At 75.3% G+C, this 13,279-nt stretch carries 1 protein-coding gene (only partly in view); it reads left to right on the plus strand.

Annotation, left to right across the window (positions count from 1 at the left end):
* Positions 1–13,279 carry the 5' portion of a type I polyketide synthase gene (locus SNOUR_RS39790; protein WP_067359169.1) on the plus strand. 15,182 nt of this gene lie beyond the right edge of the window, so 13,279 of the gene's 28,461 nt are visible here — the first part of the coding sequence; it begins with the start codon at positions 1–3; the stop codon falls past the right edge of the window.

A 13,279-nucleotide genomic window follows, 5' to 3' on the forward strand; every position in this document is an offset into this window, starting at 1 on the left:
ATGGATCAGGAACAGAAGCTCCGCGACTACCTGAAGCGGGCCAGCGCCGATCTGCGGCGCTCCCGACAGCGGGTGGGCGAGTTGGAGGCGGCGGCCCGCGAGCCGATCGCGATCGTGGGCATGAGTTGTCGTTTCCCGGGGGGCGTGAGCAGCCCCGAAGAGCTCTGGTCCCTGCTCGCCGACGACGGGGACGGCATCACGGCTTCCCCCGATGACCGCGGCTGGGAGCTGCTGACCGAGGACCCCGGGCAGTTCTCCGGCGGATTCCTGCACGACGCGGCCGAGTTCGACGCCTCCTTCTTCGGGATCTCCCCCCGCGAGGCCCTCGCCATGGACCCGCAGCAGCGACTGCTGCTGGAGTCCTCCTGGGAAGCCTTCGAGCGGGCCGGCATCGACCCGGCATCGGTCCGGGGCGGCCGGACAGGCATGTTCGTCGGGGCGATGCCCCAGGAGTACCGGGTGGGTCCGGACGACGATGTCCAGGGCTTCGCCCTGACGGGCACCACCACCAGCGTCATCTCGGGCCGACTCGCGTACTTCTTCGGCACCGTGGGCCCGGCGGTCACCGTCGACACCGCCTGCTCGTCCTCCCTCGTGGCCCTGCACCTGGCCGCCCACTCGCTGCGCCAGGGCGAGTGCTCCCTGGCGCTCGCCGCGGGCGTCACCGTGATGTCCAGCCCCACCACCTTCGTGGAGTTCAGCCGCCAGGGCGGGCTCGCAGCCGACGGGCGCTGCCGCTCCTTCGCCGACTCCGCGGGCGGCACCGGCTGGGCCGAGGGCGTGGGCGTCCTGGTCCTGGAGCGCCTCTCGGTGGCCCGCCGCAACGGGCACAAGGTCCTGGCCGTCATCCGGGGCTCCGCCGTCAACCAGGACGGCGCCTCCAACGGCCTGACCGCGCCCAACGGCCCCTCCCAGCAACGCGTCATCGAGCAGGCGCTGGTCAGCGCGCGGCTCTCGGCCGACGAGATCGACGTCGTCGAGGCGCACGGGACCGGCACCGCGCTGGGCGACCCGGTCGAGGCCCAGGCACTGCTGGCGACCTACGGCCAGAGCCGGGACGCCGAACATCCCCTGCTGCTGGGCTCCGTCAAGTCCAACATCGGCCACACCCAGGCGGCGGCCGGCATGGCCGGCGTCATCAAAATGGTGCTGGCCATGCGGCACGGCCTGCTCCCGCGCACGCTCCACGTGGACGCGCCGTCCTCGCACGTCGACTGGACCCAGGGGGCCGTGCGCCTGCTCACCGAGCCGGTCGCCTGGCCGCAGGGCGCACAGCCGCGCCGCGCCGGCATCTCCTCGTTCGGGCTCAGTGGCACCAACGCACACACGATCCTGGAGGAGGCCCCGGCCGACCCGTCGCCCGAGGCCGGCCAGGAGGACACGGCACTCCCGGCCGCATCCGTGGCGCCGGGCGCCGTCCCGTGGCTCGTCTCCGGCCGCACCCGCGAGGCGCTGCGCGCCCAGGCGGCCCGGCTGCTCGCCCACCTCACGTCCCACCCCGACCTCGCAGCCGCCGACGTGGCCTACTCCCTGGCCACGGCCCGCTCCGGCCTCGAACACCGCGCCGCGTTCACCGCGGCCGACCTGGACCGGGCCCGCGCAGCCCTCATCGCGCTCGCCGACGGCATACCGGCCCCTGGCCTGGTGCAGGACACCGCCCGGACCCGGTCCAAGCTCGCCTTCCTCTTCGCGGGCCAGGGCTCCCAGCGGCCCGGCATGGGACGCGAACTGGCCGCCCGTTTCCCTGTCTTCGCCACCGCCCTCGACGAGGTCCTCGGCCACCTCGACCAGGGCCTCGAACGTCCGCTGAAGGACGTGCTGTTCGCCGCCGAGGGCACGCCCGAGGCCGCTCTCCTCGACGAGACCGGCTACGCCCAGCCCGCGCTGTTCGCGATCGAGGTCGCCCTCTACCGGCTCGCCGAGTCCTTGGGCATCAAGCCGGACTTCCTCACCGGGCACTCCATCGGCGAGATCGCCGCGGCGCACGTGGCCGGGGTCTTCACCGTGGCCGACGCCGCCGCCCTGGTGCTCGCCCGAGGCCGCCTCATGCAGGCGCTGCCCGAAGGCGGTGCCATGGTCTCCCTCGAAGCCACCGAGGAGGAGGTCCTGCCCCAGCTGGTGGACCGGCAGGACCGCGTCTCGATCGCCGCGGTCAACGGTCCCGCCGCCGTGGTGATCGCCGGCCGGGCCGACGAAGTCGACGCCGTCGCCGAGCACTTCGGCGCACTGGGCCGCAGGACCAAGCGACTGCGCGTCTCGCACGCCTTCCACTCGCCGCTCATGGAGCCCATGCTGGCGGACTTCCGCGCCGCCGTCTCCCGGCTCACCCCGCAGGCACCCGTCATCCCGGTCGTCTCCGGCCTGACCGGGACCCTCGCCACGGTGGAGCAGCTGTCCTCCGCCGAGTACTGGGTGAACCACGCCCGGCACGCCGTACGGTTCGCCGACGCCCTCGACTGGCTCCACGGCCACGGTGCCGCCACCTTCCTGGAGCTGGGGCCCGACGGCGTCCTGTCCGCCATGGCCCAGACCTGCCTGGCCGCGACCGGCGCCACCGACGGTGCCCCCGACGCCGCGGACGGCGTCCCCGCCACGCTCGCCGTACTGCGCCCGGGCCGCCCCGAGGCCGAGACCCTCACCGCCGCGCTGGCGGGCCTGCACACCCGCGGCGCGGCCGTCCAATGGGAGCCCTACTTCCAGGGCACCGGCGCCCGGCGCACCGACCTGCCCACCTACGCCTTCCAACGCCGGCGCTACTGGCCCAAGAGCCTGCCCGCGACCGGCGGTGACGTGCGCGCCGCCGGCCTGGGCGCGGCGCACCACCCGCTGCTGACCGCGGCCGTTTCGGTCGCCAACTCCGACGGCCTGCTGCTGACCGGCCGGCTGTCGCAGCGCACCCACCCCTGGCTCGCCGACCACGCCGTGCGCGGCACGGTGCTGCTGCCGGGCACCGCCTTCCTGGAGCTGGCCGTGCGCGCCGGGGACGAGGCCGGCTGCGGTCGTGTGGAGGAACTCACGCTGGCCGCGCCCCTGCTGCTGCCCGAGGAGGGCGGCGTCCAGGTGCAGGTGTGGGTGGGCAGCCCCGACGAGTCCGGCCGCCGCGCCGTCAGCGTCCACTCCCGCCCCGACGGTCCGGAGGAGCTCCCCTGGACCCAGCACGCCGCCGGCACCCTCGTGACCGGCGAGCACCACGCCGACTTCGACGCCACCGCCTGGCCGCCCGCCGGCGCACAGCCGCTGGACCTCGACGGCTTCTACGAACGCCTGGCCGACACCGGCTTCGCATACGGCCCCCTCTTCCAGGGCCTGCACGCCGCCTGGCGCCGCGGCGACGACGTCTACGCCGAGGTGACCCTGCCCGAGACGGACGGCTCCGACGCCGAGTCCGCCGCCTCGTTCGCGATCCACCCGGCCCTCCTGGACGCCGCGCTGCACGCCGCGGCCTTCGCCGACCTGGGCGAGCACGCCCGCGGCGGCCTGCCCTTCTCGTGGCAGGACGTGACCCTGCACGCCGGCGGGGCGACGACGGTCCGGGTGAAGCTGACCCCGGCCGGCGACGACGCGGTGGCGATCGCCGTCGCCGACACCGCCGGCGACCCCGTCGCCTCCATCGGCTCGCTCGTCCTGCGCACCGTGCCCGACGAGCAGCTCGACGCCGCCAACTCCCTCGCCCGCGAGGCCCTGTTCGAGCTGCGCTGGACCGCATCGCCCCAGGACGCCCAGACCGCGCCCGCCTCCGTCGCCGTCCTCGGCCCGGACCCCTTCGGCCTGGAGCAGGCCCTCGCGTCGCCGGACCGCGCCGTCACCGCGCTGACCGGCCCGGACGCCGACACCCCTGCCCCGGACGTCGTCCTCGCCCCCGTCCTGGGCGCGGCCGATGCCGTCGGCGACGAGGTCGTCGCCTCCGTGCACGACCGCACCGCCCACGTCCTGGAGCTCCTGCGGACCTGGCTGGAGAACGAGCGGTACGCCGCCTCCCGGCTGGTCCTCGTCACGCGCGGCGCCGTCGCCACCGACGCCCGGCAGGCGCCGGACCCCGTTGCCGCCGCCGTCTGGGGCCTGGTGCGGGCCGCGCAGAGCGAACACCCCGGCCGCTTCGCGCTGTTGGACCTCGACCCCGCCTCCGCCGAGCCCGCCGCGCGGCCGCTGCTGCAGGCGCTGGCACTGTCCTCGGACGAGCCGCAGACCGCCGTCCGCGGCACCGCCGTGCTCATCGCGCGGCTCGCCCGCGCCCGGGCGGCGCAGCACGCTGCCGAGTGGGACCCCGAGGGCACCGTGCTCCTCACCGGAGCCACTGGCGGCCTCGGTCGCGTACTGGCCCGGCACCTGGTCACCGAGCGCGGCGTACGGCACCTGCTGCTCGCCAGCCGCCGCGGTGCCGACGCCGAGGGCGCCCGGGAGCTGGTGGCCGAACTCGCCGGCCACGGCGCGCAGGTGACCCTCGCCTCCTGCGACCTGGCCGACCGCGCCGCCGTGGACCGGCTGCTGGCCGATGTGCCCGTCGCGCACCCCGTCACCGCCGTCGTGCACAGCGCCGGCACCCTCGACGACGGCGTGATCGAGTCGCTCACCCCCGAGCGGATCAGCGCGGTGCTGCGGCCCAAGGCCGACGCCGTCTGGCACCTCCACGAGGCCACCCGGGACCTGGACCTGGCGGCCTTCGTCGTCTTCTCCTCCCTCTCCGGCGCCGTGGGCACGGCAGGCCAGGGCAACTACGCCGCCGCGAACGCCTTCCTCGACGCGCTCGTCCAATTACGCCGCACCCAGGGCCTGCCGGGGCTCTCCCTGGCCTGGGGCCCGTGGGAGCCCACCGGCGGCATGACCGGCGGTCTGACGGACGAGGACCTCGCCCGCCTGGCCCGGATGGGCACCCCCGCGCTCACCTCGGAACAGGGCACCGTCCTCTTCGACGCCGCCACCGCCACGGACGCCGCCGTCCTGCTGCCGACCCGGCTCGACCTGTCCGTCCTGCGCCTCCAGGGCGAGGTGCCGCCGCTGTGGCGCGGCCTGATCCGCACCCCGGCCCGCCGCTCGGTGGTCTCCGGCTCGGAGACCGCCGTCACCCTCGTACAGCAGTTGTCCCGGCTCGCGGAAACCGACCGCCGTGAGGTGGTCCTGGACCTCGTGGCCGGTCAGGTGGCCGCCGTACTCGGCCACGCCAGCACCGCCGACATCGACGCCCGGCGTCCGCTGCGGGAGCTGGGCTTCGACTCGTTGACCGCCGTCGAACTGCGCAACCGGCTCAGCGCGGCCACCGGCCTGCGCACCGCCGCCACCGTCATCTTCGACTACCCGACCGTCGACGCCCTCGCCACGCACGTACTGGCCGAACTCATGGGCTCCGAGGTCGCCACCGCGACCAGTGCCCCGCGCGCCGCCGCAGACCAGGACCCCATCGTCATCGTCGGCATGAGCTGCCGCTACCCGGGCGGCGTCGCCTCGCCCGAGGACCTGTGGCGACTGGTCAGCGAGGGCACCGACGCCATCTCGGGCCTGCCCACCGACCGGGGCTGGGACCTGGACGCGCTCTACGACCCGGACCCGGACCGCACCGGCACGTCCTACTCCCGCTTCGGCGGATTCCTGCACACCGCCGCCGACTTCGACCCCGCCTTCTTCGGCATGAGCCCCCGCGAGGCCCTGGCCACCGACTCCCAGCAGCGGCTGCTGCTCGAAGCGTCCTGGGAGGCCGTCGAGCGTGCGGGCATCGACCCGACGTCCCTGCGCGGCAGCCGGACCGGCGTGTTCGCGGGCGTGATGTACAACGACTACGCCACCGTCCTCGGCGGCGGGCAGTTCGAGGGCCACCAGGGCAGCGGCACCGCCCCGAGCGTCGCCTCCGGGCGCGTCTCCTACACCCTCGGGCTGGAAGGCCCCGCCGTCACCGTCGACACCGCCTGCTCGTCCTCGCTGGTCGCCATGCACTGGGCGATGCAGGCGCTGCGCGCGGGGGAGTGCTCGCTCGCCCTGGCCGGCGGCGTCACCGTGATGTCGACGCCCGGTGCCCTCATCGAGTTCTCCCGGCAGCGGGGCCTGTCCCCGGACGGCCGCTGCAAGGCGTTCGGCGACGGAGCCGACGGTGTCGGCTGGTCCGAGGGCGTCGGCGTCCTCGTCCTGGAACGCCTCTCCGACGCCCGCCGCAACGGGCACCAGGTCCTCGCGGTGGTCCGCGGCTCCGCCGTCAACCAGGACGGCGCCTCCAACGGCCTGACCGCCCCCAACGGCCCCTCCCAACAGCGGGTGATCCGGCAGGCGCTGTCCGCCGCCGGCCTGTCCGTCGCGGACATCGACGCGGTCGAGGGCCACGGCACCGGCACCACCCTCGGCGACCCCATCGAGGCCCAGGCCCTGCTCGCCACCTACGGCCAGGACCGCGACGCCGAACACCCGCTGCTGCTCGGCTCGGTGAAGTCCAACATCGGCCACACCCAGGCCGCGGCCGGCGTCGCCGGCGTCATCAAGATGGTCCTGGCGATGCGCCACGGCGTGCTGCCCCGCACCCTCCACGCCGACGAGCCGTCCTCGCACGTGGAGTGGGACTCCGGAGCGGTGCGCCTGCTCACCGAGGAGACCCCCTGGCCGCAGGCCGACCGGCCGCGCCGCGCCGCCATCTCCTCCTTCGGCTTCAGCGGCACCAACGCCCACCTCATCGTCGAGGAGCCGTCGGCCGCCCCCGACCAGCGCGAACAGCCGGCGCACACCCCCGCCGTCGTGCCCTGGACACTGTCCGGCAAGAGCCGGGCGGCGCTTCGGGACCAGGCCGCCCGCCTGCGGTCCTTCCTCGACGACCGCCCCGCCCTCGACCCGGCCGACGTCGCGCTCTCCCTCGCCACCACCCGCGCGGCCTTCGACCAGCGCGCCGTCGTCACCGGCGACCGCGACGAACTGCTGCGTGCGCTGGCCGACCTGGCCGCCGACCGGCCCACCTCCGCGGTCACCGAGGGCGAGATCGGCGGCGCGGGCAAGCTGACCGTGCTGTTCGCCGGCCAGGGCAGCCAGCGCCCCGGCGCCGGCCGTGAACTCGCCGCCCGCTTCCCCGCGTTCGCCCAGGCCCTCGACGAGGTGACCGCCGCCCTCGACCCGCACCTGGACCGTCCCCTCAAGGACGTCCTGTTCGCCCCGGAGGGCAGCCCCGAGGCGGCGCTGCTGGACCGCACCGAGTGGACCCAGCCGGCTCTGTTCGCCATCGAGGTCGCGCTCCACCGGCTGCTGAGGACCTGGGGGATCCACCCCGACGTCCTGCTGGGCCACTCGGTCGGCGAGATCGCCGCCGCGCACGTCGCGGGCGTCCTCTCGCTCCCCGACGCGGCCCGCCTGGTCGCCGCACGGGCGCGGCTGATGCAGGAACTGCCCGCCGGCGGCGCGATGTTCTCCCTGGAAGCCACCGAGGACGAGGCCGCCCGGCTGCTCGCCGAGCGCGAGCACGAGGTGTCCCTCGCCGCCGTCAACGGCCCCCGCGCCGTCGTCGTCGCCGGCGAGCTGACCGCGACCGAGGAGATCGCCGCCCACTTCGCCGCACAGGGCCGCAAGACCAAGCGCCTGAAGGTCAGCCACGCCTTCCACTCGCCGCTGATGGAGCCCGCGCTCGACGGTCTGCGCGAGGTCGCCGAGCAGCTCGCCTACGGCGCGCCGGAGGTGACCGTCATCTCCGGCCTCACCGGCCGGGTCGCCACCGAAGAGGAACTACGCTCCGCCGACTACTGGGTCGCGCACGCCCGCGGCACCGTCCGCTTCGCCGACACGGTGCGCGCCGCACACGCCTGCGGATCCGGCACCTTCCTCGAACTCGGCCCCGACAGCGCGCTGTCGGCCCCCGCCCACGACACCCTGGGCGACGACACCACGGCGGACTTCTTCCCGCTGCTGCGCGCCGGGCGCGACGAGGAGCGCTGCGCGGCCACCGCACTGGCCCGCCTGCACGTGCGCGGCACCACCGTCGACTGGTCCGCGTACCTCGCCGGCACCGGAGCACGCACCGTCGATCTGCCCACCTACGCTTTCCAGCACGAGCGCTACTGGCCCGAGCCGGCCCCGGCCCGCCTCGCGCAGGCCGCCGCCGACCCCGCGGACGCCGAGCTGTGGGGCGCCGTCGAACGCGGCGACGCGGCCGAACTGGCCGCCCTCCTCGGGCTGCGCGACGAACAGCACGCCTCCCTGTACGCGCTGCTGCCCGCGCTGTCCTCCTGGCGCCAGCACCGGCACGAGAAGGCGCTGCTGGACTCCACCCGCTACCAGGTCGGCTGGCGCCCCGTGACGGCCGCCGCCGCGCCCGTACTCGACGGCAGCTGGCTGCTCGTCACCGCCGACGGCATCGACGGCGACGAGATCCTGCACGCGCTGCGCGGCCACGGCGCCCAGTTCGAGACCCTCGTCCTGGACGACGCCTGCCGCGACCGCGCCGAACTCGCCGCCCGGCTCGACGCCCTGCGGACCGAGGACCGCGCCTTCGCCGGCACCCTGTCCCTGCTGCCGCTCGCCGACCGTCCTGGCACCGAGGTCGGCGCCGCACTGCCCACCGGGCTCGCACTGAGCCTCGTCCTCACCCAGGCACTGGCCGACGCCGACCTCGACGCCCCCCTGTGGACCCTGACCCGCGGCGCCGTCGCCACCGGCTCCGACGACCCGCTCACCAACCCCCTCCAGGCGGCGGTCTGGGGACTGGGCCGGGTCGCCGCCCTGGAGCACCCACAACTGTGGAGCGGCCTGATCGACCTGCCGGCCGCTCTTGACGCACCCACGACCCAGCACCTGGTCAGCGCGCTGGCCGCGCGGGGCGGCGAGGACCAGATCGCCATCCGGTCCACCGGAGCGCTCGGCCGGCGCCTGGTGCGCCACCCGCAGGCCGAACTGCCGCCCGCCGACGCCTTCACCGCGCCGCACGGCACCGTGCTCGTCACCGGCGGCACCGGAGCGCTCGGCGCCGAGGTGGCCCGCTGGCTGGCCCGCAGCGGCGCCGACCACCTCCTGCTCACCAGCCGCCGCGGCCCCGACGCCCCCGGAGCCGCCGAACTCGCCGCGGAGATCGAGGAGTTGGGGGCAAAGGTCACCATCGCGGCCTGCGACACCGCCGACCGCGGCGCGCTGGCCGCACTCCTGGCCGCCGTCCCCGCGGAGCACCCGCTGACCGGCGTCGTGCACGCGGCCGGCGTCGGCCAGAACGCCGCCCTCACCGAAACCCCCCTGGAGGCCGCCGCGGAGGCGATGGCCGCCAAGATGCTCGGCGCCGCGCACCTCGACAGCCTCCTGGACGGCCACGACCTGGACTTCTTCATCCTGGTCTCCTCGATCGCCGGAGTGTGGGGCAGCGCCGGACAGAGCGCCTACGCCGCCGCCAATGCCTACCTCGACGCCCTGGCCGAGCACCGCGCGGCCCGCGGCCTGCCCGCCACCTCCGTGGCCTGGGGCCCCTGGGCCGAGGCCGGAATGGCCACCCACGAGGCCATCACCGACGAACTGCACAAGCGCGGACTGCGCTTCCTGGCCCCCGCGAACGCCCTCACCGAACTGCGGCGCGCCGTCGTCCACAAGGACGTCACGGTCACGGTCGCCGACATCGACTGGGAGCGCTACCAGCCCGTCTTCACCGCCACCCGCCCGAGCGCCCTCTTCGACGAACTGGCCGACGTCCAGGCCCTCGCACGCGCCGAGGACACGAGCGCCGCGCCCGAATTCGCCGCGCGCCTGCGGGGCCTCGACGAGGACGAGCAGACCCGGCTGCTGGCCGACCTGGTGCGCGCCGAGGCGGCCATCGCCCTCGGCCACGACTCCGCGGAAGCCATCCCGGAGCGGCGGGCCTTCCGCGACGCCGGCTTCGACTCACTGACCGCCGTGGAACTGCGCAAGCGGCTGGCCGCCCTCACGGGCCTGGCCCTGCCCGCCACCCTCGTCTTCGACTACCCGACCCCCGCCGTCCTCGCCCGTCACCTGCGCGAGGAACTCCTCGGCACCGGCGGCCACGCGGCCGCGACCGCGGTCGCCGCATCGGGGGCCTTCGACGAGCCCATCGCCATCGTCGGCATGAGCTGCCGCTTCCCCGGCGGCGTCCGTTCCCCGCGGCACCTGTGGGACCTGGTCAGCGAAGGCGTGGACGCCATCTCCGACTTCCCCGTCAACCGCGGCTGGAACACCGACCTCTTCCACCCCGACCCGGACAACCCCGGCACGACCTACTCCACCCAGGGCGGCTTCCTCCACGACGCGGGGGAGTTCGACGCCACCTTCTTCGGCATCTCGCCGCGCGAGGCGCTGTCGATGGACCCCCAGCAGCGGCTGCTGCTGGAAACCACCTGGGAGGCGTTCGAGCACGCCGGCATCGACCCCACCACCGTCCACGGAACCCCGACCGGGACCTTCATCGGCTCCACCTACCAGGAGTACGGACTCGGCGTCGAGGACGGCTCCGCCGGCCACCTGGTGACCGGCACCAGCCCCAGCGTGCTCTCCGGCCGCCTGGCCTACCTCTTCGGCCTCGAAGGCCCGGCCGTCACCGTCGACACCGCCTGCTCGTCCTCCCTGGTCGCCCTGCACCTGGCCTGCCAGTCGCTGCGCAACGGCGAGAGCTCCCTGGCCCTGGCCGGCGGCGCGACCGTCATGACCAACCCCAACCCGTTCGTCGCCTTCAGCCGGCAGCGGGCCCTGGCCGGCGACGGCCGCTGCAAGGCGTTCTCCGACGGCGCCGACGGCATGACCCTCGCCGAAGGCGTCGGCGTGCTCGTCCTGGAACGCCTCTCCGACGCCCAGCGCAACGGACACGAGATCCTCGCCGTCGTCCGCGGCTCGGCCATCAACCAGGACGGCGCCTCCAACGGCCTGTCCGCCCCCAACGGCCCCTCCCAGCAGCGCGTCATCCGCCAGGCCCTGGCCAACTCGGGACTGGCCCCGAAGGACATCGACGCGGTCGAGGCGCACGGTACCGGCACCGCGCTCGGCGACCCCATCGAGGCCCAGGCCCTGTTCGCCACCTACGGCCGGGACCGCGACCCGCAGCACCCGCTGCTGCTGGGCTCCGTGAAGTCCAACATCGGCCACACCCAGTCGGCGGCCGGTGTCGCCGGTGTCATCAAGATGGTCCTGGCCATGCGCCGGGGCGCGCTGCCGCGGACCCTGCACGCGGACACCCCCTCCAGCCACATCGACTGGACCCCGGGCACCGTCGCGCTGCTGCACCAGGCCGCCGACTGGCCCGAGGGCGAACGCCCGCGCCGCTGCGCGGTCTCCTCCTTCGGCATCAGCGGGACCAACGCCCACACCATCCTCGAAGAGGCCCCCCGCCCGCAGGGAGCGACCCCCGCGCCGGCGGTGCCCCCGGCCGGCGACGCCGTCCCCTGGATGCTCTCCGCCCGCACCCCGGGCGCGCTGCGCGCCCAGGCGACCAACCTCGCCGCCCACCTCGACGACGAGCCGACCCCCGACGCCCTCGACGTCGGCCACTCCCTGGTCAGCGCGCGCACCCTCTTCGACCACCGCGCCGTGGTCGTCGGCACCGACGACCTGACCCGGCGCGCGGCCCTCGACGCCCTCGCCACCGGCGGCTCCGCGCCCGGCGTCGTCCAGGGCACGGCGGACATCGACGGCAGGACCGTCTTCGTCTTCCCCGGCCAGGGCTCCCAGTGGGTCGGCATGGGCGCGCGGCTGCTCGACGAGTCCCCGGTCTTCGCCGAGCGCCTGACCGAATGCGCCGCGGCCCTCTCGGAGTTCACCGACTGGTCGCTGCTGGACGTCCTGCGACAGGCACCGGGCGCACCGACGCTGGACCGCGTCGACGTCGTCCAGCCGGCCTCGTTCGCCGTGATGGTCTCGCTTGCCGCACTGTGGCGCTCCCACGGCATCGAACCGGACGCCGTGGTCGGCCACTCGCAGGGCGAGATCGCCGCGGCGGCCGTCTCCGGGGCGCTGTCCCTGGCGGACGCGGCCCGCGTCGTCGCGCTGCGCAGCCAGGCCATCGCCCGCGGACTGGCCGGCACTGGCGGCATGCTGTCCGTGCCGCTGCCCGCCGACGACGTCGAAGCGCGCCTGACCGCCTACGGGGACCTGTCGATCGCCGCGGTCAACGGCCCCCGCTCCACCGTCGTCTCGGGTGCCACCGCACCGCTGGACGCCCTGCAGGCCCAACTGGTCGCCGAGGACGTCCGCGCCAAGCGCATCGCCGTGGACTACGCCTCGCACTCCGCGCAGGTCGAGCAGATACGGGAGGAACTGCACACCGTCCTGGCCCCGGTCCGCCCGCGCCCGGCCGAGGTGCCGTTCTTCTCCACCGTCACCGGTGACTGGCTGGACACCACCACCATGGACGGTGACTACTGGTACACCAACCTGCGCCAGACCGTCCGCTTCCAGCCCGCGATCGGCGAACTCCTCGGCCAGGGCCACGGCTTCTTCATCGAGGTCAGCTCGCACCCCGTCCTCACCATGGGCGTCCAGGCCACCGTCGAGGAGGCCGGCGGCACGGCCGCGGTGCTCGGCACCCTCCGGCGCGACGCCGGCGGCACCGACCGCTTCCTGACGTCCCTGGCCGAAGCCTTCGTCCGGGGCGCGGACGCCGACTGGTCCACGGTCTTCGCCGGCACCGGCGCCCGCCGGGTGCCGCTGCCCACCTACGCCTTCCAGCGCGAGCAGATGTGGGCCGTTCCCGACCGGTCCTCGAACCGGGTCGAGGCGGACCCCGCGGACGCGGAGTTCTGGACCGCGGTGGAGGAGGCGGACGTCGACTCCCTCGCGTCCCGCCTGCGCCTGGACCGCGCCGCCCTGGAGCCCGTCCTGCCGGCCCTGTCCGACTGGCGCCGGCGCCGCCGCGACCTGGCGGCCGTCGACTCCTGGCGCTACCGCGCCACGTGGCAGCCGCTGACCGCCCTCCCCACGGCGGCCCTGACCGGCACCTGGCTCGTCGTCACCACCGAGGACACCGCCGGCGACGACGTCACCGACGTCCTCACCGCGCACGGTGCCGAGACCCGCACCCTCGTCCTGGACGACGCCTGCCTGGACCGCGCCACGCTGACCGCGCGCCTGGCCGCCCTCGACGGCGCCGCCGACCTCGCCGGCGTGGTGTCCCTGCTGGCCGCCGCCGACGGCGCCAGCCCGCACCAACCGGCGCTCAGCCGCGCGACGGCCCTGTCCGTCACGCTGGTCCAGGCGCTCGGTGACGCCGGCCTCGACGCGCCCCTGTGGTGCCTGACCCGGGGCGCCGTCTCCACCGGCCGCGCCGACCGCCTCACCCGCCCCGACCAGGCCCAGATCCACGGCCTCGGCTGGACCGTCGCCCTGGAACACCCGCAGCGCT

Origin of the sequence: Streptomyces noursei ATCC 11455, from assembly GCF_001704275.1 — a bacterium.
Classification (GTDB): domain Bacteria; phylum Actinomycetota; class Actinomycetes; order Streptomycetales; family Streptomycetaceae; genus Streptomyces; species Streptomyces noursei.